A 23,338-nucleotide genomic window follows, 5' to 3' on the forward strand; every position below is an offset into this window, starting at 1 on the left:
TTATTCAAAGGTCATCTTAACCATTTACTTCAAAGCTATCAGACTAAAATGGTCTGAAAATGTATGACTGACGCTATATTATAGTCGATCGACTATAAATCCGATACGATGTCAATCTTGTACATTGAACTAAGTATACTATTTTCGCTCATATCCTATGTATCTGAATTATATTAAGCTAGTAATAGCCTTATTCTACCAGTCATCAGCGGCGATATCATCTTTTGCAGACAATTAGCACGCTTTTAATACTATTTTCTGCACACATCAGCTTATTTCTGAAACAATGAGCTTGTTATAGTGGTTATTCCCTAATAGAGCCATCCTTTAAAATAGCCATTTTTAGCGTTTATTTCAGCCCCAACCAAATCCATACGTAATCTTAAATCTCAGTCATAAAAATAAAAAATTAGTTAATAAATAGCTCATGTCAGTCATCTACCTTGCTGTCGATGACTTTTTTTGTGCTGCTTTTTGTTCTCTTTTTTTATAAAAGTGTTTCGACAAAGATGTTTCGACAAGAGTGTTTTAAGAGAACGTTTGAAATAGAGGTTATATCGTTTTGAATATAAATAAAGTCCTCTTTTTTTGAGGGTTTGATAATGAGGGTTGGATAAATTGCTGGGTTTTTGCAAATTGTGACAGCAAAAGCATGGTAGTTTGATAGGCTAAACACTAAATAAAAATAGTCTAAGAAATAGCATGGTGAGAGTGTGGTGATGATGAATTTGCAATATGCGTTACTCAGCGATAGCAGTTGGCATGCTTTAACCAACTGGCAGACGCCAGATACGCCTTTTATGTCGTTTGAGTTTTGGCAGGCGCTTAGTGATACGGGCGCTATCGGCGAAAAAGCAGGTTGGTTGCCTATTTATATCTTAATCCATCGCCCAAACGATATTGATAGTGATGCAACTGAGGAAGCACTATTTTCATCAAAGTTATCTTCAAAACAAATAGGTCAACCGATTGCGGTGATGCCCGTTTTTGTTAAAGGTCATCATCAAGGTGAGTTTGTCTTTGACCATGCGTGGGCACAAGCGTATGCACAGTATGGTCTCGATTATTACCCGCGTTTGGTGACCAGCGCGCCTTATACACCCATTACCGGTCAACGTATGTGGTTGGCAGAGGGTGAGGTGCTAGATGCTGATATTTTAAAGGCAGCTATCGCAGGGGTTGACGATATTGCTAAGCAAGTAGAAGCATCCGGCTGGCATGGTTTGTTTGTCACGCCTGAAATGGCAGCTATCGCTCATGCAGCGCTGCCTACTGATATTGATATAGAAATGGCGCTTAACAGTCAAGCAAATGGCGAGGCAGCAAAACCGATTGAGTTACCAATATTGGAGCGCCAAGGCTGTCAGTTTTTATGGCAAAATAAGCATTTGAACCAAGACAGTCAGCCATTCGCCGACTTTGAGGCATTTTTGGCAACCCTAAGAGCCAAAAAACGTAAAACCATTCGTGCTGAGCGGCGCAAAGTCGCCGAGCAAGGTATTGTATGTCAGCGCAAATGCGGTGATGCTATCACTGAAGAAGATTGGCAGACGTTTTATCATTGTTATGTGATGACATACGCCGTACGAGGGCAGCAGCCTTATCTAACACTAGACTTTTTTAAAAAATTGGCAGCAACCATGCCTAAGCATTTGATGCTAGCGCAAGCGCTAGATGTTAATGCTGATATTATCGCTAGCAGTTTGTTTTTATACGATAAGCCTGATAGTAAAAATGCAACGCTGTATGGGCGTTATTGGGGTGCGCTTGGTGAGTATGATAGCCTGCACTTTGAGCTGTGTTATTATCAAGGTATCGAGTTTGCTATCGAGCAAGGTTTGACGTATTTTGACCCAGGCACCCAAGGTGAGCATAAGCTGATTCGTGGTTTTATTCCGACCAAGACTCATTCGTTACACCGCATTTATGATGCGCGTTTTGTCCCAGCGATTAGCGATTTTTGTGCCAAAGACCGCATGCATATGGCGCAATATCGAGAGCAAGCCTTTGAAGCCTTGCCCTTTAATATTGATAATATGCTGACGTTTAATGACAGTGGTTTTTGATAACACTAATTAATGCACAATAAATGTTCTTTGGTAATCTCTACTCAATGACTTTCTATTTAATACTTTCCTATCAGCCGTAAACTATGACCTCTAATCTTTGTTGTTCTGACCTGTTGTCGCCTCCCAGTGAGCTATTAGAGTTTCTCAATACTGAAGGTTCGCTCACTGCCATGCTTGAGGTAAAAGCGGGGCAGCCATTACGTGTCGAGCGTAGCTTTGAGGGTTATCGATCATTGTCCTTGGCGCAAAAAAAGCAATTGGGTGTACAAGGTGCGGCGCTGAGCCGTCCATTGTTAGCGTGGGTACGCGAGGCGAAGCTATATGGCAATGATGAGCAACCATGGGTGGAGGCACAAAGTATTTTCCCTTTAACAAGTTTAAAGGGGCGCGCCCGCCGTTTACAGCAATTGAAAAGTACGCCGATTGGCTATGTGTTATTTAAGCGCAGTCTTACCTTGCCCAACCAACGTTCTATCGAAAAAACGGCAGAGGGTTGGCAACGGCAGACGCTGTATAATTGGTATGGTCGCAAGATACTTATTAGTGAGACTTTTTTAGCGGCGTTTTTGTCTAAGGATGCTTGATATTGATTCGTCCATCAATTAATGTATCAATAAATAAAACAGTCACCTTTTGAGTGGCTGTTTTTTATGGGCGACAAATAATTATTTGACTAACAAATCAAGCAAGACCTGGAACTAGAAAATATAAAACAATGATTTTATTGCGCATTTATTTGCTTGATAACGTCATTATGGCGTCATTTAAAGCCTCCAGCTTTCCGTGAGGTTTTTTTGCGCTCACAGTATAAATTTTCATGTTACACTTAATCTTTAGCGATGATATCGATGCCTTTGTCGTTCGATTTTATTGCCAATCTGGACAAGTTAATAACAGGTTAGTTGCCTTTGCTTGCCCATTTTCACCTCCTTTTATTACTCGCCTCTTTTCAATGAGCACCACCATTAACGATAGCCACTACCTAGGACATCACTATGTTTAAAGATATTTCTATCAAAGAGTTTGATCCAGTACTTGCTGAAGCCATGGCCGCTGAAAGCGTTCGTCAAGAAAACCACATCGAGCTTATCGCTTCAGAAAACTATTGCTCACAAGCAGTGATGGAAGCACAAGGCACTGACCTGACCAATAAATACGCTGAAGGCTATCCTGGTAAGCGTTATTATGGTGGTTGTGAGCACGTCGATGTGGTTGAGCAATTGGCCATTGATCGTGCAAAAGAGTTGTTTGGTGCTGAGTACGTCAACGTCCAGCCACACTCTGGTAGCCAAGCAAACTCTGCTGTTTTCTTAGCATTATTAGACGCCAATGACACCGTACTAGGCATGAGCCTAGACGCAGGTGGTCACTTGACGCATGGCGCGCATATTAACTTCTCAGGTTTAAACTACAACGCCGTACAGTATGGTTTGGTTGAAGAAACGGGTCTTATCGATTATGACCAAGTTGATGCCCTTGCGCGTGAGCACAAGCCAAAGATGATTATTGCTGGTTTCTCAGCGTATTCACAAGTCGTTGATTGGCAGCGCTTCCGTGACATCGCTGATGAAGTTGGCGCGTACTTGCTTGTTGACATGGCACACGTTGCTGGTTTGGTTGCTGGCGGTGTTTACCCAAGCCCAGTACCATTTGCTGATGTGGTCACGACTACAACGCACAAAACTCTACGTGGCCCACGCTCAGGTATGATTTTGGCTCGTGATGAGAAGCTTGCGAAGAAGTTAAACTCTGCGGTATTCCCAGGTAACCAAGGCGGCCCGTTGATGCATGTCATCGCGGCAAAAGCAATTTGCTTTAAAGAAGCGTTAGAAGATAACTTCAAAACTTATCAGCAGCAAGTGGTTAAAAATGCCCAAGCGATGGCGAAAGTCATCCAAGATCGCGGTTATGAAATCATCTCTGGCGGTACTGAAAACCATCTAATGCTGATTAGCCTAGTTAAGCAAGAAATGACTGGTAAAGAAGCAGATAAGTGGCTTGGCGATGCGCATATTACGGTTAATAAAAACGCCGTACCAAACGATCCAAAATCTCCATTTGTGACTTCTGGTATCCGTATCGGTACGCCAGCGATTACCACTCGCGGCTTCAACGAAGCACAAGCAGGTGATTTGGCAGGTTGGATTTGCGACGTGCTAGATAGCCGTGGCGATGAAAAAGTTGCTGCTGAAGTACGCGGTAAAGTTGAAGCTATCTGTAAAGAGCTTCCTGTATATGCTAAAAATCAGTAATTTTTGATTCATTAGTTTTATAATTTAGATAAAAAAACCGCTTAGCTTTTGCTAGGCGGTTTTTTTGTCTTACGATTATTTAAATCAGCGTTCTCATTTATCAGATCACATAAAAGGCAATTTGGTAAATATCTGCAAGATAGTGGCGTTAACGATATCGACGAAGAACGCACCAACCATCGGCACAATCAAAAACGCCTTATGTGATGGCAAGTAGCGATCGGTGACCGCCTGCATATTGGCAATCGCCGTCGGCGTTGCGCCCATACCAAAACCACAATGTCCCGCTGATAGTACGGCAGCATCATAATCTTTACCCATGACCTTAAAGGTAATAAAGTAAGCATAACCAATCATCAGTAGCGTCTGTACCAGTAAGATAATTAATACCGGTCCTGCTAGGTCAGTCAACTGCCAGAGTTTCAATGACAATAGCGCCATCGCTAAGAACAAGCTTAAAGAGGCGTTACCAATGACGTCGATAGCACGGTCAAACATATCAAAATTGAATACCATGGTTAAGGTATTACGTAGAATCACACCGCCTGCCAGCGCCCATACGAAAGTAGGTAGCTCAAACCAAGTATCTTGCGCCAACAAAGTCATGATGTCAGCGAACGCCAATGCCGCGGCAAATAGTGCCAAGGATTCAATGGTAGAGGAGGCGGTGATAAGACGAATGTTATCAGGCTTCTCAAACATCTCCTTATTACCATGTACTTCCTCTTCGTTATGCTTGGTACTATAGAGTGATTGCTCGCCAGCAAGTCGTTCAACCTCACTCGGATTTGGATTAGCCGCCGCTGGTTTTAAACCAAGTTTTTTAATCAAATGACGGGCAACCGGACCACCGATGACGCCACCTGCAACCAAGCCATAAGTGGCGACCGCGATACCAAGTGTCGTGGCACCAACCACGCCATATTGCTCTTCTAAGGTAATACCCCAAGCGCCTGCCGTACCGTGTCCACCAGTTAGAGCTATCGAACCTGTTACCAAGCCGAGGAGTGGGTCAAGTCCAAGCACACTTGCCATCGCCACGCCTACGACATCTTGTAAGATAATAAATACTGATACCACGATAGTGAAAATCATTAGTGGCGAGCCACCTGCCTTAAGCCTACTAAAATCAGCACTGAGTCCGATAGAGGCAAAAAACATCAGCATCGTTGCGGTTTGCAGCCCTTGATGGAAATTAAAGCTATAGCCCCAAACGATATTAAGAATATAGACGACAATTGCTGCCACCAAACCACCGGCTACTGGCTCTGGAATATTGAAGTCTTCTAGGAATTTAATCCTTTTGACTAAAAAGCGTCCAAGCAAGAGCACTAAGGTGGCCAATATCAAGGTGTAGTAGCCGTTGAGGGTGATTTCCATAGGTTAATCCTTTCTATAAATATAAATTAACCTAAATTCGGGATAAAGCTGGTTTTATCTCGAATTTAGGTTCTGGTAATCTCGCTATTCGCATGCATCATCTGACGCCGCAACAATCCACAACTGCGGCTTGCCAAAATCTTTATAGGCGTCCTCAATGATACGCTTAAAGACATTAAAGTCCTCAGTATTAATTTTCTCTACCCCATTTAAGTAAAGCGTGAGGTGAGTGATATCACTATCGGTCAAACAGTCCCAAGCGCTGTCCCAATTATGGGCAAAATAGTCGGGAAAATTGGCTACTTTAGCTAAGCTGTTTAGCAACGTCTCTTTATCTAAAATAACGCCAATTGGAATGTTAAGCGCTTGCTCGGGAATGCTGTTAATGAGAGCGGAGTCGTGCTTATTGACGCTGTTTTGGTCAACGCAGTTTTGATTAACATAGTAAATAGCTTGGCTCATATCAGTTCACCTGCAATTGTCGGAAGCTATCATAATGGTCGACGGTCAAATAATAAATGGTCGGTGGATGACCGCCGGTGACAATGCGCCGTGCACCGCGATGGGAAACCCCCGGCGTAGGCACGGTATATTCGCGGTAATAACCTTGCGACTGGGCGGGTAGCTTGCCTTCGCGATTATAAAAGGTTGTGCCATCTTTATTAGGGTAAGGAAAAGGACCACCTTGCTTAATAAGTGCCAGCGTCTGGTCGATTTGCGCATCACCTGTGATAGCTGCGGAACCTGAACTGCTGGTTTTAGAGGCCGTCTGCGATATAGAAGTTGCTGGCGTGCTATCTGTAAATAAACTGGATTTTAAATCCCCAAAAAAGTAAACCGCAACGGCAATAAGGGCGATGACACTCAATAGGGTAGAGAAGCCACTTTTCTTGTTTTGGCTACCACGAGTATTTTTATATCGATTGTTTTTCTGCTGCGCATTATCTAGGTTGTGATGCGCTGAAATTGCTGCTGAATTTGATGCTGATGTTTCTAAAATACTCAATTCATCAGAGGTGACTTCAGTGGCGCGTAATTGATTTTTTTCATTACGTTGGCTGTTAAAATAGACACGTTGACCTTCGCTTATAGGCTGCGATAAGCGTACGGTGCTGATATGAAAGAAGACATCTTCACTTTGATTGTCTACCTCAATAAAGCCGTAGCCTTTATCGGCATTCCAGTGCTTAATTTTGCCACTTTGCATGAGTATGGCTTCCTATAGAATCTATTTTATTCAGCAAAATAATTTTTATGTGCCATATATAACATATTTATCAATAATAAAAAAACGCCAGCAATTAAGCTGACGTTTTTTATGGATTATACTTGAGGTAAGACGATCAATTGTAGTGAAGAAGTAATGCGCTAGGCGCGGGTTTCACCGTGTCCGTAAACGATCCATTTTTGCGAGGTTAAGCCTTCAAGTCCAACTGGTCCACGTGCATGGATTTTATCGGTTGAGATACCGATTTCTGCCCCAAGCCCATATTCAAATCCATCAGCAAAACGGCTAGAGGCGTTAATCATAACGCTTGCCGAATCAACTTCACGGATAAAGCGTTGCGACTTGGTATAGTTGTCGGTAATGATAACGTCGGTATGCTGGCTGCCGTGAGTATTGATATGCTCAATCGCTTCATCGATACCGGACACCACTTTAATCGCTAAAATAGGTGCAAGATACTCTGTATCCCAGTCTGCGCTAGTCGCCGCTGATAGATGACCTTGAAGGGTAGCATTGTCATTTAAAATAGCTTGTGATTTGTCATCAAGGCGCAGTTGCATGGCATCATCAGCTTTTACGATGGCTTCAGCGATTTTCGGTAATAACTCATTGGCGATGGCTTCATCGACTAATAACGTCTCCATGGTATTACAGGTGCCATAGCGATGGGTTTTGGCATTGACGCTAACTTTGATAGCAATGTCGGCATCGGCGTCGCTATCGATAAAGGTATGGCAGTTGCCATCTAGATGCTTAATCACAGGAACGCGCGCATCACGGCTGATACGTTCAATCAAACCTTTACCGCCGCGTGGCACGATAACATCGACATATTCCGTCATGGTAATCAGCTCGCCAACAGCAGCGCGGTCAGTGGTCTCTAATACTTGCACGCTATGTTCAGATAGACCAACCTTGTTTAAGCCTTTTAAAATACATTTCGCAATCGCTTGATTGGATTCAAAGGCTTCAGAGCCACCACGTAAGATAATGGCGTTACCGGACTTTAGCGCAAGCGAAGCCGCCTCCAAGGTGACGTTGGGGCGCGACTCATAAATCATACCGACCACACCAAGTGGCACGCGCATTTTACCCAAATGAATACCTGATGGCTGATAGGTCATATCTGTAACTTCGCCAATAGGATCGGGCAGCGCGGAGACGTCTTTTAAACCTTGCAACATACCGTCGAAGCGTGCATCGTTTAGCTCTAGGCGATCTAGTAAAGCGGCGTCTAAGTTATTTTTTGCACCTTTATCCATATCGACTTTATTGGCCGCTAAAATATCGGCTTTGGCACTTTTTAACTCGTCATAGATTGCCATCAAGGCGGAATTTTTATCGCCAGTATTAGCCGCCGCTAGTGCTCGTGACGCGGCACGTGCTTGCTGACCAACGCTTTGCATATAAGCGGTAACATCTGTGGTATTCGATTGACTCATAAATTAACTTCCTTATAGTTATCAATAGAGGGTTTGTAGATTAGTAATGATGAATCCTAAATTTTATAAAATTCTCATATATAGGTTCAGACATAAAGAAAAGCAGCTAAAGCCGCCAAAAAGCAGTAAATATGCTAATTATCATCACTACTCTACAAAAATATATTTTTAGCACCTATTTATCTTTTAGCGCCTGACTGTTTTCTAGAAACTAATGGCTTTTTAGAAATTAATGGCGCTCTGCTATTTAACATAGAGGAGATGAGGACGATAGTAAAGTCGATTTTGTGAACAAAGACCGTTTATCAAGCACTGCAGAGTTTTCTTTAACGTTGCTTTTGGTGTTATTTACTAAATATTTGGAGTGGTGTTTTTACTATCATTTGAATTTTTATCCATAATAAGTAGCATTTAGAAATAAAAAGACAAGCAGTTAAAAGCTAGGGCGCTGTTACGTATTTTTAACAGAACTGCGCTGTAACTGCTAAGGTAGTACTTATAAATCGTGAGTATAGTGGGCGCTAATACGGTAAATACTTATGATGGAGAATAAAATGGCGATTGAAAATAAAACCTATAAAAATTGGTTAACGGTTGGTTTGGTGGCAGCGGCATTAAGTGTTAGCGCCTGTGGTAAAAAAGATGAGGCGCCGATGGACGTTGAACCAACAGCCGATGCTCAAACAGCGGTAGAAGATGAAGCGACTGGCGTTGCTACAGCAGGCAGCAATAATGATGTCGCTGTAGCTAGCGCTAATGACAGTGCTGCCAATACTAATGAAAGTATGGTAGTCGGCGAAAATGACGATGTAGCGGTAGCAACTGCCGATGATGCAGAGGTACTCGATGGTACTGAAAGCGAAGAGCATGTTTCGACGTACTAATGCCGCAGATAAAACAGCGCTAATGGCGTTAAGATGATAAAATGAGGCCCATAACTGACTGTGCGTTATGGGCCTCATTTTATAAAGGTTATTGGTTCGTCAAAAGCTAATAGGCAAAAGCGACAAGGTTTGCCTTTTTATTACATTATAGGCGACAATATCGCGCCTTTATTGAACCCATCATAACGTTATCGAAATAATGCGACTAACACAGCGCTCTAAAATATTGCTTTGTATTGCTCATATTGATGAAGCGGCTATTTATAGAGTTATTTATTATAGAGCTGTTTAATAGCGCATTTTTTATTCATGTTTTCACTCATATTTATTGGAAGTCTGCTAAACCATGCTTGATACTGCAAAGAATCCGACTCGGCCTATCGCCTTAGATTTACAAGACGTCCATAAAAGCTATGGCTCATTAGACGTGCTAAAAGGGGTGTCTCTCACCGCCTATGATGGCGATGTCATCTCTATTTTAGGCTCGTCTGGCTCCGGTAAGTCGACCTTGCTGCGCTGTATTAATCTGCTTGAAAAGCCCAATCAGGGTCGTATCATCATCGGTAACGATGAGCTGATACTAAAACCTGCTAAGTCGGGTGAATTGCAAGCGGCAGACATCAAGCAGTTAGAAAGCTTACGTGCGCGCGTGGGGTTCGTCTTCCAGAACTTTAACTTGTGGCCGCACAAGACCATTTTGCAAAATATCATTGAAGGGCCAACGCAAGTCCTAAAAATCAAAAAAGACCAAGCCATTAGCGATGCTGAAAAATTGCTCGATAAAGTTGGTTTGCTCGATAAAAAAGATGCTTATCCAGCAAATTTATCAGGCGGTCAGCGTCAGCGTGTGGCGATTGCGCGTGCGCTTGCAATGCAGCCGCAGGTGTTATTATTTGATGAGCCAACCTCGGCACTCGACCCTGAATTGGTCAATGAAGTGCTCGCCGTCATGCGCGAGCTGGCCGAAGAGGGGCGTACCATGTTAATTGTCACCCATGAGATGCGTTTTGCCCGTGAAGTATCGAGTAAAGTAGTATTCCTCCATCAAGGTGTGATTGAAGAGATTGGTACGCCTGAACAAGTCTTTGATAACCCGAAATCTGAGCGCGTTAAAGACTTTATGGCATCACATCGCAAAAACTAACAGGCCGTTTTTATTTGCTTTAACTTTAACGGCTTTAATTTAGAAGTTATTTTAAGTTTTAAATACTTAAAGCGATTAAAACGCCAAAATTACTCATTGGTAATTTTCTTAGAGTGTTTATTACTCAATAATCACAGTCGGTATGCAAAACGTTTGTTTTTGATATTTGAGTCAGGTATTATCAAAAGGTTTACAGGCAACTGCTCACGATTGCTGCCTGTGTTTTCTGTGCATTGAATTGCTTTTCTGGCAGGGACGTCAGAGAACAAAATATCAGAACCCTATATTAAAAACCCATCAGAATTTAAGGAATGTATGATGTCGAATTCTCGCCTATTGTGGTCATCGATGACCGTTACCGCCGCGCTCATGCTTGGTGCTTGTAGTCAGCCTGCTAACGAAGCTACTGATACCAATGCTGATGCCCCTGCCGCAGAAACGGCTGGTAAGACCATTCGTATCGCCACCGAGGGCGCTTACCCTCCTTTTAACTATACCAATGCCGATGGCAGCTTGGCGGGTTTCGATATTGATGTTGCCAATGCGTTATGTGCGCAAATGCAAGCCAAGTGTGAAATCGTTGCTCAAGATTGGGACGGTATTATTCCAGGTTTATTGGCGCAAAAATATGATGCGGTCATCGCTGGTATGTCTATCACCACTGAACGTCAAGAAAAGGTTGATTTCAGTGAGCCGTATTTTGCCAATACTATGGTTTGGCTAACCGATACCAAAGGCGGCTTTGAGCCTAAAGCAATTAAAAATCTAACCCTTGGCGGTCAACGCTCAACGACACCTGGCGCGTATTTACAAGACAATTATGAAGGCAAAGACGGTAATACCGTTAAGCTGTATGATAATTATGACAATGCCTATTTAGACCTAAAATCTGGTCGCAGTGATGCGGTACTTGCTGAAAAAGTCTCTGCCAAATCATGGTTAGCGGATAATCCAGAAGGTTTCGGTATCGTAGGTGATGAGATTGATAATGACGATAATATTGCCATTGCTGTGCGTAAAGGTGATTCAATCAAAGACGACTTTAATAAAGCGCTGAGCGAAATCCGTAGTAACGGTGAGCTTGCCCGTCTTGAACAGGAAAACTTCGGTCAATAATTTGCTTACTACGCTTTGAGAAAAGTCTTCAATCAATAGACTGTTTGTAGAAGCGTTGATTAACGAATGACTGACCCATTGCGGATTAACAAACGGCTGGTCAATATATTAAGGAATAAACCCTATGATTACTTCAATGACATCATCAATAAGCAAAAAAGCCTTGTGGCTTGCCCCACTTAGTGCGGCGATGCTTATGCTTACGGCTTGTAATAACAACTCAGCACCGACTGAAAGCACTGAAACAGATGCCGCCACTGATGCGCCTTTAAACATCAAAATCGCTACAGAATCAAGCTATAAGCCCTTTAGCTATACTGACGCTGATGGCAAATTAATCGGCTATGAGATTGAGCTAGTCGACGCCTTATGTGCGCAAATGAAAGCAGAGTGTGAAGTTATCTCGCAAGACTGGGATGGCTTAATTCCGGGGCTGAATGCGCAGAAATTTGACGCGGCCATCGCTGGTATGTCAATCACCCCTGAGCGCAAAGAAGTCGTAGAGTTTAGCGACCCGTACTTTCATACTGGCATTATCCTAATTGGTAAAAAAGGCGATGATATCAGTGTTGATGGTCTTAAAGGTCAGCCGGTTGCGTCACAGCGTTCAACGGTTGCGTCACAGTATTTGCAAGAAAAACATGCTGACTCTGATATCAAACTTTATGACACTCAAGATAATGCTTACCTAGACCTAACCTCGGGTCGTGTCCGTGCCATGATGTCTGATAAAGTCACGGGTATCGACTGGCTGAAAACTGAAGCCGGTAAAGACTACGAAGTCAAAGGGCAAGAAATCAGCACCAGTGATGATGCAATGGGTATTGCCTTCCGTAAAGGTGATCCATTAGTCGCTAAATTTAATAAAGCATTGGCTGAACTTAAAGACAATGGCACTTATGACCAAATCACCGGTAGCTATTTTGGTACCAGCTCAACAGCGGCGGCACAAAAAGCGGTAGCGACTGAGGGTGTTAAAGAAGTGGTCGTGGTTGACGATGGCAATGTTGACGCCAATGCTGTGATCGCCAAAGAAGAACAAGCAGAAGCGGCGACTAACTAATAGCGTTTTTTACAAAGGCCTATTAGATAAGCGCTGATTTTAATAAAGCACGTTTTACCTAAAGCGTGCTTTATGCCATTTATAATATTTTGCTAAGTAGCAATGCTAAGTCTAAGTAATAATACTAATTAATAATACCAAGTAACAACATCAAGGATGATTATGAGCCACCATCTTCTCCCAGCCAGCATATTTAGTACTTCTACTATTTCCTCATCCGCCAGTAAACCTTTCTTAAAGGCAAAGCCGATGCTAGCCCTAGCGGCATTATTGGTGTTGGCGGGTTGCAGTAATGGTCAAAATGAGACTAACGAAACCGCTAGCTCAGAGGCAACGAAGACAACAGAAGCGGCGGAAAATAATACCGCTGCGTCAGATGGTAATGTGCTGCGTATCGGTACCGAAGGCGCTTATGCACCCTTTAACTATACCAATGCTGATGGGACGCTTGGCGGCTTTGATGTTGAAATCGCCAATGCTATTTGCGCCGATATGCAGATGACCTGTGAAATCATAGCGCAAGATTGGGACGGTATTATTCCTGGGCTTAAAGCTGGCAAGTATGACGCCATCGTCGCGGCAATGTCGGTGACGCCTGAGCGCGCAAAGCAAGTTGCTTTTACTGATCCGTACTTTAGCAATGCTTTGGTATTTTTAGCCAAAAAAGACAGCAGTTTTGATCCAGCCAATAGTAGCGATATTAATGCGCATTCTATTGCCGCGCAGCGCTCAACCATCTCCTCACAGTGGCTAGAAAATACTTATCCAAAAGCCAATATGAAACTATATGATACTTTGAGTAATGCCTTTTTAGATTTGGGTTCTGGTCGCGTCGATGCCATGATATCGGACAAATTGCCTGCACTAGAGTGGCTTGGCTCAGCATCAGGTAGTGATTATGTACTAAAAGGTGATGAGATTGATATTAATGACAATTTTGCGATAGCCGTGCGTCCTAATGATGAAGCACTACAAGCAAAAATCAATCAATCATTGGCCAATTTAAAGTCTAATGGCACTTATGATAAAATCAATCAAAAGTATTTTGCCGTACCAGTAAGTGCTACGCCAACAGCAGTAACGCCAGAACCAGCACCAACAACAACGGTAGAGAGCGCGGTACAATAACGGCTCAGAATTATTACTGTGTTCACAACTGCATTAATCGTTTCTTAATAACTTATTAAATAGTGTTTTGATAAACATAAAGACATTGCCATAACGGCGATGTCTTTTTTGCTTTTTATAGCAAATCATTGCGCTCTAAGTGTGATTGACGGTCAACTTTTATCAGACCTCACTGATTTATTTGATATTTATGCTGATAAGTACCTATTTAGACAATGCTTTTACGTGTCAGTATTAACATAGCTGGCAGCGAATATGATAAAATCAGCGCTCATTTCTACTGTGTCAATTACCGCCGCAATAATCGTATTTATCTGACGTCACTCTATGACGCAAAAGGCTAAGCTCTATTTGGTCTAGCAGACGATTATTAGCAGCGCTCAGCTATTGATGCTGATTCTTTTAACTCATATTTTGCAAATTGCTAATATAAAGAGACTGAGTGGATAATTGTGTTTGACTTACAAGGATTTGGCGCGCTATTACTAAGCGGCGCTACCGTCACCATAAAACTTGCCATGACCAGTTTGGTCATCGGTATGGCCTTAGGTTTGCTCGGTGCCACAGCAAAGCTGTCTAATATCTGGCTGCTGCGTAAGCTTGCGACGGTCTATACCGCCACAATGCGCGGTATTCCTGAGCTGCTCTTGGTATTGTTTATCTATTATGGCGGCTCCATCGTGCTGATGAGTATCCTCAAAAAGTTTGGCTATAACGACTATGTCGAGATTAGCGCTTTTTGGGGCGGCGTCATGGCATTGTCTATTGCGTTTGGTGCTTATGCGACTGAAATTTTTCGCATGTCGATTCAAGAGATTCCAATAGGACAGCGTGAAGCGGCACAAGCGATTGGGATGCGTCCTTTTCAGACCTTTTATCGTATTACCTTGCCGCAAGTATGGCAAATTGCGCTGCCAGGTTTGGGCAATCTATTTTTGGTATTGCTCAAGGATACGGCTTTGGTTTCAGTCGTCGGTCTCAAAGACATCATGTATCAGTCCTCGCGTGCAGCGCAGTCGACACAGCAGCCGTTTACCTTTTATATGGCAGCGGCGATTATTTATTTGGGTCTGACTATGCTGATTACCGGCTTTATGATGTGGCTTGAATGGCGCGCCAATCCGGCGGCACGTTATGCTAAAAAGCTGAGCCGTCAAACTAGCCCCCATCAAAACACTCAAAGTCAATCGACCATAGGGTAGAGGAGAGATACTATGGATTGGAATTGGCAGGTCATTTTTGATCATATCCCTGATTTACTTAATGGCGCGGTATTGACCGTACAGTTAGTAGTGTTCTCAGGTATTATCGGCTTGTTTCTTGGTTTAATTTTGGCATTATTACGGCTGTCCAAAAATTGGCTAGTGCAAGTCTTACCATTTTTATATATCTTCTTTTTCCGTGGCACGCCGCTATTGGTACAGATATTCCTGATTTATTATGGTCTTGGGCAGTTTGAAGCGGTCCGTAACTCGTTCTTGTGGGAGCCAGTGCTTAGCCAAGCGTATTGGTGTGCGATTATTGCCTTTACCCTAAATACCAGTGCGTATTTGGCAGAGATTATTCGCGGTGCTATCCAAAATATTCCTGTAGGTGAGCTTGAAGCTGCCGATGCAATTGGCATGTCAAAATGGCAGAAGCTGACGCGTATTACTTTACCGCGTGCCTTTGGTATTGTGATTCCAGCCTACAGTAACGAAGTTATTTTTATGCTCAAAGGCAGTGCGCTGGCATCAACCATTGCTTTGATGGATATTACGGGCGTCGCTCGTACGATTAGTGCGCGCACTTATACCTTGATGGAATTGTTCTTTGCCGCCGGTGTGGTTTACCTATTGCTGTCGTGGGTTATTCTGTTTAGCTTTAGATTGTTTGAAAAGCGTATGAATCGTCACGCCAGCTATGTACCACCCGATGTGGTCACCAATACGATTCCTTAGTTGTATTGATAGTGACTATAAAAAGCCTGCCATAATATTTATAAATTGCCGTGAGAATCTAATATGAGCCAATCACCACATATGTCTTTAGCTGATGCGATTACTGCGGGCATTAATGATAATAGTGCTGTCCATGCTGATAATGCCAACGAGCGCTTACGTGCGGCTATTGGTAAAGTGGTCTGCGTCGGTCGCAACTATGCGGCGCATGCTGAAGAGTTGGGCAATGAAGTACCTAAAGCACCGATATTATTTATGAAGCCTGCCTCTTCGGTGGTGTCTATCCGTCAAGGCGTTGTACGTCCAAATCCAGCGCTATATGGCGAGACCCATTATGAGGCGGAGCTGTGTGTGCAATTAGCCGCAGACTTATCAGCAGCAACGATTGAAGAAGCCAAGCAAGCGATTGGTGGCGTAACCTTGGGCTTAGATTTGACTTTGCGTGAGCTACAAGCTGAGCTAAAAGAAAAAGGTCATCCATGGGAGCGCGCCAAGTGCTTTGATGGCGCTTGCGTACTTGGCGATTGGCTGGACCCGCAAGTATTTGGCGATTTTAAAAATGTGTATTATCAGCTGAATATTAATAACGAGCTAAAGCAAGATGGTGATAGCGCTTTAATGCTATTTCCTGTTTATGAGTTATTGGTAAATATCAGTCACGCTTTTAGCTTGCAAGCAGGAGATGTGATTATGACTGGTACGCCAAGCGGTGTTGGCGCTTTACAAGCAGGTGATCAATTGAGCTTAAAATTAGGTGCGCATGAATGGCAGGCAGAGGTTAAATAAGTTGTCAGTTAGCGGTTAATGACAAAGTACTCAATGCCAACTCTACTATTCACTATCAAAACCTCAAATATTATTTGGGGGTTTTTTATGTTAAAAATTGATCGTAAAGATGGTATATTTTGCTTATTAAAAACCCAAAGAATAATGAATAAAGTACTGAGAAAAGCACGATAAATACTATCTATACTCATATGTTTGTAACTACTTTGACAATAAAGATACGGTATAGTTCAATCATTCTCTTCTGTTTATGACATTTACAGGCTAGTATGGAAAACCTCCTTAATTGCTCGATGTATCAAAACTATGCTCAAACCCAGACCTTTAGAAAGTATTCATGATTTATTTGCCACCACTCGACGTCCATCTGATGAATTGGGTACTGAGGAAGGTTTTCAGGGCGATGTCTACGAAGAGTTGGCGAAACTTGAATATATTTATGTCGATGAGCTAAGCGCAGAAACGGTCGATAACAGCTATAGCAAACCGCATCAGCCTATCTCCTTGGTTGATTTCTTTGAAGGTTTAGCTCAGCTAGCAACGATGGGCGTGGTTGAAGTCACTGATATTGTAGAAGCTATCCACCGTGAGATTTTACTACGGCCTTTAGGACGGTTTAATAAAGGCAATCTTGAGCACTGGCAGCGTGGTATCACCGGTCGCATTTATGGTACGGTGCGTCAGGCAATGCAAATGGTCGGCAGTAATATCGCCACAGGGCTGCGTCTTTATAACACTGTTTCAAAGCCCAAAAAAATACAGCCATTACCGAAAAACTTACGCCGCGTGGTCAATATCTTAAACGGCGTCATGGGCGATCATCTTATTACCCATCATAATCCCTTGGCAGTATCGATGGTGCTATACGATAAATACAATCGTGTCCAAAGCGATACACTGTCAGGGCGGGTGGTTGTGTTATGCCACGGGCTTTGTATGAGTCACTTAAGCTGGCAAGTACCCGGCGAGGGTGATTTGGCTCAAACGCTGAGTAGCCATATGCCAAACACGACGGTTTTGTATTTAAACTATAATACCGGTCGACGTATCTCTAGTAATGGGCGTAGCTTTGCAAAAGTCTTGCAAGATTTGGTGGAAAATAATCCAGATATCACCCAACTTGATTTAATCGGTCATAGCATGGGCGGTTTACTCAGTCGTAGTGCGCTGTTTTATGGTAAGGAACAAGGGTTTAACTGGGTCAAACGCGTCGGCAATCTTATTACCTTAGGTTCACCGCATCACGGTGCCAGCTTGGAACAAATTGGTCATTTTGTCCAAGATAAAATCGCAAAGCTGCCTTTCGCAGGCTCATTGGCTAAATTGGGTGATTTGCGTAGTGCGGGTATTATTGATTTACGTTATGGCAGTATTCGCGATGCAGACTGGAAATCAGCTGAAGGGCGTAGTGTGCTGCCAGCAGAATTTCGCCACCCGACGCGCTTACCTTTGCATGTAAATACCTATCTGGTCGCGGCAGCTATGGTTGAGGTGCATTATAAATCTAAGACCACAAGCTTACTCGGTGACGGACTGGTGTCAGTAGAATCAGCGCTTGGTGAATATACCGAAGAGCATACGTTGAATGTACCAGAGGGCCATAAGGCGATTTTTTATGGCGTCAATCATATGAATCTAATCTATAACGATAGGGTACATCAGCAAATCGTTACTTGGTTATTAGCCGATAGGCAAGGGGATGCACATGAAGCAAAGTATGCACTTGATGATCGTATCTACTCTTATCCAGAAATGGATGAAGTCGCGGATTAAGCATTCTTGAATTTATTAGTATTATGGTTAATGATTGTAGAACAGTAAATGTAGAATGATAAAAACGAAAAACCCTCAAGCTTAATACTTGAGGGTTTTTTGAATTAAGAAAAATTAAATAATTACAAAGAAATATAATGAAAGACTACTCAGCGAAAATTGTCGCCACATCGTCTTTGTTAAATTTATAGACTTCACCGCAAAATCCGCAATCCATCTCAAAAGTACCGCCTTGCTCTTCAACGATATCTAAAACTTCAGTTTCGCCGATTTGCTCGATGGCCATTTCACACTTCTCGCGTGAGCAGGTGCAGCCAAACGATAAAGATACAGGGTCAGGGGCAACGACTTTTTCTTCATTATATAAGCGATAAAGAATTTCGTTGGTATCAAGCGTGGTTAGCTCTTCTGCTTTCACCGTGCGCGTGAGCACACTTAAGCGCGTCCACAAATCATCATCGATACCAGCGTCTTGGTTTTGCTCGACTTCATAAGTTTCTTCAGCCGTACGAGGCAGCATTTGCACCAAGATACCACCCGCTTGCAAGCCATCGGATGCTAAGTTAATCAGCGTTGGAATCTGTGCCGATTGCTTTTGATAATGCGCTAAGCAGTCAGCCAAATTATCATGGCTACGCTCAACGATACCTTGATACGGTTCGCCGCCATCAGGTTGGATATTGATAAACAATACGCCTTGACCAGCAGCACCCAATTCAGCAAAAGCTTCTTTGGCGTGCAGCATATTTTCCCACGCTTGCACTTGCTCGTCAGTGTCACCTTTCCAGCTGGCAAGCGCACGGATGATGCCGTCTTGGTCACATTCTGCCATCGCCCAATTCAGCAAGCTGTCACTATCTGATGACTGCAACTGAATCGATAGACGACCATTAATTTTAACCGTACTGATTAGCAAACTTGCTGCCGTCAGCATCTCGCCCAATAAGCGCTTAATCGCTTCAGGGTAAGGCTTTTGCGCAATCGTCGTCGCATAACTGCGTGATAAGCGCACCACATCGCCGCGCACCGGTGAATCTTCGATAAAAAAGCGTTGGCGTACGTCATTATCATGATGCTGAACAACCGTTTGGCTCTCAGTATTTGGGGCTTGAGTATCTTGTGTCATAGGTCATAGGTAGTATTAAGAAGTTGTTAGCTTTATGGGGATTAATCATGATTTATCAATCACAGCGTTTAGATTACTTGCTGATTTTAAGTTATTAATGAAAAATAAACACTCTTATTAAGCGCTTAGTATTTTCTACGCTTATGGCGGCTTTGCTAGCTCATTAATAACATAGATAAGCTTAAGTATTTTGCAAGTCGCCCTTATTAAAAAAAGTTTACCCCCACCGCTCAAATTGTTGTACAGTAACATTAAGTTGCATAGTGATAAATAACAGCAACAGCACGGATGCATGGCGAGATGGTCAGTTAATAACTTAAATAAAGTTAATTAATGGCTTATACAGCGCCAAAGTCCCCTCTTAATTTTGTGATAATGTGATAAAAGGATGTATCTCATGACCTACTTAATCTCTAAACCCTTAACTCTGGTCGCCTTTATGGCACTTGGCCTGGCGGGTTGTAATAACAGCAATCAAACCAACACTGAAGCGACGCCAGCAGATGGGGCGACTACGACAGAAACGGCAGCAAATGCCAACGGTACGCTACAAAAAATCAAAGATTCAGGTACTATCGTGGTCGGTCACCGTGATTCTTCTATTCCGTTCTCTTATATCGCCGACGACCCAAATCAGCCGATTGGCTATGCCCATGATTTAGAAATGAAAGTGGTCGAAGCGGTAAAAGAAAAACTGAATATGCCCGATTTGAAAATTCGTTATAACCTTATCACCTCGCAAACTCGTATTCCTTTGGTACAAAACGGCACGGTCGACTTTGAATGTGGTTCAACGACCAATAACGAAGAGCGCCAAAAACAAGTGGCCTTCTCAAACGGCTTCTTTGAAATTGGTACGCGTTTATTGACCAAAAAAGACTCAGGTATTCAAGATTTTGAAGACCTAAAAGGTAAAACCTTGGTCACTACCGCTGGTACGACCTCAGAGCGTTATATCCGTCAGTACAACGATGATAAGAAAATGGATACCAATATTATCTCAGCAAAAGACCATGGCGAAGGCTTCTTGATGTTAGAAAATGGTCGTGCTGATGCCTTTATGATGGATGATGTTTTGCTTGCGGGCGAAAAAGCCAAAGCAAAAAATCCTGATGACTGGGTTATCGTTGGTACACCGCAATCGTTTGAGATTTATGGTTGTATGATGCGTAAAGACGACCCTGAATTTAAAGCGGTGGTCGATGAAGCGCTTGCCAATGTCTTTAGCTCGGGCGAGATTAATAGCATTTATGACAAATGGTTCTTAAACCCAATCCCACCAAAAAATGTCAATTTAAACTTTGAGATGTCAGACAATCTAAAAGCTTTGATTGCCAATCCACATGATAGTGATCAGCCGAAAGTCGCGACAGCACAGTAATTATTGTCCCTCAACATAGCTTGCTTGCGCGCTCAGATTGATAGCAATGTCAATTGAGCGCGTTGGCTTTTCAATCGCTGCTTGGAGAGACAATCATGAATTATAGCTGGAACTGGGGTGTGCTCTTTGAGCAGACCGGTATCGGTAACGAGCTTTATATCCATTGGATGATTACAGGTCTAGGTTGGCTGTTATTAATTGGCAGTATCGCGTGGGCCATAGCCATGGTCGTTGGTACTATTTTTGGCATCATGCGCACCTTGCCGAATAAGGCTGCCCGTAGCATCGGCACCGCCTATGTGACGTTTTTTCGTAATATTCCACTTCTCGTACAATTATTCTTTTGGTTTTATATTGCCCCTGGTTGGCTGACGCCCGCGATACAGGATTGGTGGTATAAAGACTTATCTCCCAATACCTCGGCTATGCTGTCAGCAAGTATTGGTCTAGGATTATTTACTGCGGCGCGTATCGTCGAACAAGTACGTACTGGCATTGAATCGCTTCCTGAAGGGCAAGTCAACGCAGCTTATGCGCTCGGCTTTACGATTCCGCAAGCTTATAAAGAAGTGCTGCTGCCACAAGCGTTTCGGATTATCTTACCGCCGCTGAGCTCAGAGCTAACCAACTGCTTTAAAAACGCCTCAGTTGCGTCTTTGGTGGGGGTGATGGAGCTGATTAGCCAAACCAAAACCATCAGTGAATATACCCAAAATAGCCTAGAGATTTATACTTATGCGACCATTATTTATCTGGTCTTTAATCTGTCCTTGATTGCTATTATGGGTTTGATAGAACGTAAATTACGTGTGCCCGGGCTGATTGCAGGAGGTCAAAAATGAATATGATGACCGAACTTGCTACCGCTTATCCCGGTTTGATGGGCGGCATGCTGACCACTTTAAAGGTATTGTTTCTCGCTATCTTGGGTGGCATTAGCTTAGGAACGGTACTGGCATTGATGCGCTTATCGGGTATCAAAGCGCTAGAAATTCCGGCAAAACTATACGTCAATTATTTCCGTTCAGTACCGTTGCTATTGGTGCTGCTGTGGTTTTATTTCGCCGTACCGATGATTTATTTTTGGATAGCGGGTAAATATCTGCAACTTGATACCGCATTTACCTCGTGTGTCGTCGCCTTTATGATGTTTGAAGCAGCATACTTTTCAGAAGTGGTACGGGCTGGTATCCAATCGATTGGTAGTGGACAGGTTAATGCAGCGAAAGCTCTTGGCATGACTTACGGGCAAACGATGCGTTTGGTTATCTTGCCGCAGGCTTTTCGCAAGATGCTACCGCTGATTTTGCAGCAATGTATCATTTTATTCCAAGATACGACGCTGGTATTTGCCATTGGTTTGACCGATTTCTTCCGCGCCGCTTACGTCCGTGGTGAGCTGATGGGCTTATTAACGCCTTATATTTTGGGCGCTGGTGCTATTTATTTTATCATTAGCTTAAGTGCTTCTATCGGCGTGCAGCAACTGCAAAAACGTCTCAGGTTTTAAGATGAATTTAACGCAGTATTTTAAGATTAAGACTTTAACTTAATAAATATTATCGAAAGTAATGTGGTTAGGAGCCAGTGATGAATGAGCCAGTGGTAAATAATGCTGACACGTATATAAATAAATTTGGCGGACTGGTCACCGATAATGGGCATGCGAGTGATGAAATAGTCATTGAGATGTCTAATGTCAGTAAGTGGTATGGTGACTTTCAGGTGCTGACTGACTGTAGCGCTCATGTGCATAAAGGCGATGTCGTCGTGGTTTGTGGCCCATCGGGCAGTGGTAAATCAACCTTGATAAAAACCGTCAATGGACTCGAGCCTTTTCAAAAAGGCAACATCATGGTCAACGGTATCTCAGTTGGCGCATCAAAGACCAATTTGCCCAAATTGCGCAGTAGTGTGGGGATGGTATTTCAGCATTTTGAATTGTTTCCGCATCTGACCATTATCGATAATCTCATGGTCGCCCAAATCAAGGTATTGGGTCGTAAAGAAGACGAAGCTAAGAAAAAAGCCATGGCGTATCTAGATCGCGTCGGGCTGACGGTGCAAGCGTCAAAATATCCAGCTGAGCTGTCCGGTGGGCAGCAGCAGCGTGTAGCAATTGCACGTGCCTTGGCGATGGATCCGGTAGCTATGTTATTTGATGAGCCAACCTCCGCGCTTGACCCTGAGATGATTCAAGAAGTGCTCGATGTGATGGTTGAACTGACTCGTGATGGTATGACCATGATGTGCGTGACCCATGAAATGGGCTTTGCCAGTCAGGTGGCCAACCGGATTATCTTTATGGATGAAGGGCATATCGTCGAAAACTGTAGTAAAGATGAGTTTTTTGAAGGCGCAAAAAGCGATCGCGCGCAGATGTTCTTATCTAAGATTTTGAACCACTAAAGATATCATTAAAAATATCATTTAATTTTGCATTATCAAAAGCGTCTATTTATAGGCGCTTTTTTATGCCCGTAGCATGTCATAGATCTATACGATCAACGGTGATGTTGATGCAAGTGACTACATTAGTGGCTACATATCTACATAGGTGAGTGAATGGCTGTTTACTGATACAATAGTAGTCAATATGTTAAAAATTAAAATAATTCATAAATGA

The 23,338-nt window shown here is 43.1% G+C and carries 21 protein-coding genes; 16 read left to right on the forward strand and 5 right to left on the reverse strand.

Features of this window, described 5'->3' with window-relative positions; translation table 11 throughout:
- Positions 1-722 precede the first annotated feature (722 nt).
- The 3 genes from FHS24_RS06345 (at position 723) to glyA (ending at position 4,321) form a co-directional block, all read left to right on the forward strand.
- The gene (locus tag FHS24_RS06345) at positions 723-2,066 is read left to right on the forward strand and encodes a GNAT family N-acetyltransferase (protein WP_183620094.1); all 1,344 of its coding nucleotides are present in this window, start codon (positions 723-725) and stop codon (positions 2,064-2,066) included.
- Between the two features lie 86 nt (positions 2,067-2,152).
- The gene (locus FHS24_RS06350; RefSeq protein ID WP_183619829.1) at positions 2,153-2,653 is read left to right on the forward strand and encodes a chorismate--pyruvate lyase family protein; all 501 of its coding nucleotides are present in this window, start codon (positions 2,153-2,155) and stop codon (positions 2,651-2,653) included.
- Positions 2,654-3,064: 411 nt separating this feature from the next.
- Complete coding sequence (glyA, locus tag FHS24_RS06355; protein WP_183619831.1) at positions 3,065-4,321, forward strand: serine hydroxymethyltransferase; 1,257 nt, start codon at positions 3,065-3,067, stop codon at positions 4,319-4,321.
- A 105-nt stretch (positions 4,322-4,426) separates the two neighbouring features.
- On the opposite strand, the gene gltS is transcribed toward glyA, so the two are convergent.
- The 4 genes from gltS to FHS24_RS06375 all read right to left on the reverse strand — a co-directional run bounded on the left by gltS (position 4,427) and on the right by FHS24_RS06375 (position 8,371).
- On the reverse strand, positions 4,427-5,701 hold the full coding sequence (gltS, locus tag FHS24_RS06360) for a sodium/glutamate symporter (RefSeq protein ID WP_183619833.1): 1,275 nt from the start codon (positions 5,699-5,701) through the stop codon (positions 4,427-4,429).
- A gap of 84 nt (positions 5,702-5,785) precedes the next feature.
- On the reverse strand, positions 5,786-6,163 hold the full coding sequence (locus FHS24_RS06365; protein ID WP_183619835.1) for a barstar family protein: 378 nt from the start codon (positions 6,161-6,163) through the stop codon (positions 5,786-5,788).
- A gap of 1 nt (position 6,164) precedes the next feature.
- The gene (locus tag FHS24_RS06370; RefSeq protein WP_183619842.1) at positions 6,165-6,908 is read right to left on the reverse strand and encodes a ribonuclease domain-containing protein; all 744 of its coding nucleotides are present in this window, start codon (positions 6,906-6,908) and stop codon (positions 6,165-6,167) included.
- 161 nt (positions 6,909-7,069) lie between these two features.
- Positions 7,070-8,371, reverse strand: coding sequence for a glutamate-5-semialdehyde dehydrogenase (locus FHS24_RS06375; RefSeq protein WP_183619844.1), 1,302 nt, complete (start codon positions 8,369-8,371; stop codon positions 7,070-7,072).
- A 539-nt stretch (positions 8,372-8,910) separates the two neighbouring features.
- Between FHS24_RS06375 and FHS24_RS06380 the strand changes: the two genes are divergently transcribed.
- From FHS24_RS06380 to FHS24_RS06420, 9 genes are all read left to right on the forward strand, one after another.
- Positions 8,911-9,255 (forward strand): hypothetical protein, encoded by a 345-nt coding sequence (locus tag FHS24_RS06380; protein ID WP_227671670.1) that lies wholly within the window; start codon positions 8,911-8,913, stop codon positions 9,253-9,255.
- A 346-nt stretch (positions 9,256-9,601) separates the two neighbouring features.
- On the forward strand, positions 9,602-10,399 hold the full coding sequence (locus tag FHS24_RS06385; RefSeq protein ID WP_183619849.1) for an ABC transporter ATP-binding protein: 798 nt from the start codon (positions 9,602-9,604) through the stop codon (positions 10,397-10,399).
- 318 nt (positions 10,400-10,717) lie between these two features.
- Positions 10,718-11,515 (forward strand): transporter substrate-binding domain-containing protein, encoded by a 798-nt coding sequence (locus FHS24_RS06390; protein WP_406947765.1) that lies wholly within the window; start codon positions 10,718-10,720, stop codon positions 11,513-11,515.
- Positions 11,516-11,639: 124 nt separating this feature from the next.
- A complete protein-coding gene (locus tag FHS24_RS06395) occupies positions 11,640-12,578 on the forward strand; it encodes a transporter substrate-binding domain-containing protein (protein ID WP_183619853.1) in 939 nt (312 codons plus the stop codon).
- Between the two features lie 162 nt (positions 12,579-12,740).
- The gene (locus FHS24_RS06400; protein ID WP_183619854.1) at positions 12,741-13,706 is read left to right on the forward strand and encodes an ABC transporter substrate-binding protein; all 966 of its coding nucleotides are present in this window, start codon (positions 12,741-12,743) and stop codon (positions 13,704-13,706) included.
- A gap of 452 nt (positions 13,707-14,158) precedes the next feature.
- Entirely contained in the window at positions 14,159-14,908 is a 750-nt protein-coding gene (locus FHS24_RS06405) for an ABC transporter permease (RefSeq protein ID WP_183619855.1), read from the forward strand.
- 12 nt (positions 14,909-14,920) lie between these two features.
- On the forward strand, positions 14,921-15,646 hold the full coding sequence (locus tag FHS24_RS06410) for an ABC transporter permease (RefSeq protein ID WP_183619857.1): 726 nt from the start codon (positions 14,921-14,923) through the stop codon (positions 15,644-15,646).
- Positions 15,647-15,709: 63 nt separating this feature from the next.
- Positions 15,710-16,432, forward strand: coding sequence for a fumarylacetoacetate hydrolase family protein (locus FHS24_RS06415; RefSeq protein ID WP_183619859.1), 723 nt, complete (start codon positions 15,710-15,712; stop codon positions 16,430-16,432).
- Positions 16,433-16,738: 306 nt separating this feature from the next.
- Positions 16,739-18,205: an esterase/lipase family protein gene (locus FHS24_RS06420; protein ID WP_183619860.1), complete on the forward strand. Its 1,467-nt coding sequence runs from the start codon at positions 16,739-16,741 to the stop codon at positions 18,203-18,205.
- Positions 18,206-18,350: 145 nt separating this feature from the next.
- Here the strand turns inward: FHS24_RS06420 and hslO are convergent, their stop codons facing one another.
- The gene (gene hslO / locus FHS24_RS06425; RefSeq protein WP_183619862.1) at positions 18,351-19,331 is read right to left on the reverse strand and encodes an Hsp33 family molecular chaperone HslO; all 981 of its coding nucleotides are present in this window, start codon (positions 19,329-19,331) and stop codon (positions 18,351-18,353) included.
- 397 nt (positions 19,332-19,728) lie between these two features.
- On the opposite strand from hslO, the gene FHS24_RS06430 reads away from it, so the two are divergent.
- The 4 genes from FHS24_RS06430 to FHS24_RS06445 all read left to right on the forward strand — a co-directional run bounded on the left by FHS24_RS06430 (position 19,729) and on the right by FHS24_RS06445 (position 23,121).
- On the forward strand, positions 19,729-20,712 hold the full coding sequence (locus tag FHS24_RS06430) for a glutamate/aspartate ABC transporter substrate-binding protein (protein ID WP_183619865.1): 984 nt from the start codon (positions 19,729-19,731) through the stop codon (positions 20,710-20,712).
- Between the two features lie 95 nt (positions 20,713-20,807).
- Complete coding sequence (locus FHS24_RS06435; RefSeq protein ID WP_183619867.1) at positions 20,808-21,554, forward strand: amino acid ABC transporter permease; 747 nt, start codon at positions 20,808-20,810, stop codon at positions 21,552-21,554.
- Positions 21,551-22,222 carry an ABC transporter permease subunit gene (locus FHS24_RS06440; RefSeq protein ID WP_183619868.1) on the forward strand — a complete coding sequence of 224 codons (672 nt, stop codon included), beginning with the start codon at positions 21,551-21,553 and terminating at the stop codon, positions 22,220-22,222. The genes FHS24_RS06435 and FHS24_RS06440 overlap by 4 nt, the downstream gene beginning before the upstream one ends.
- A 179-nt stretch (positions 22,223-22,401) precedes the next feature.
- Positions 22,402-23,121 carry an amino acid ABC transporter ATP-binding protein gene (locus FHS24_RS06445; RefSeq protein WP_183620098.1) on the forward strand — a complete coding sequence of 240 codons (720 nt, stop codon included), beginning with the start codon at positions 22,402-22,404 and terminating at the stop codon, positions 23,119-23,121.
- Positions 23,122-23,338 lie beyond the last annotated feature (217 nt).

This window comes from Psychrobacter luti, from assembly GCF_014192115.1.
Classification (GTDB): Bacteria; Pseudomonadota; Gammaproteobacteria; order Pseudomonadales; family Moraxellaceae; genus Psychrobacter; species Psychrobacter luti.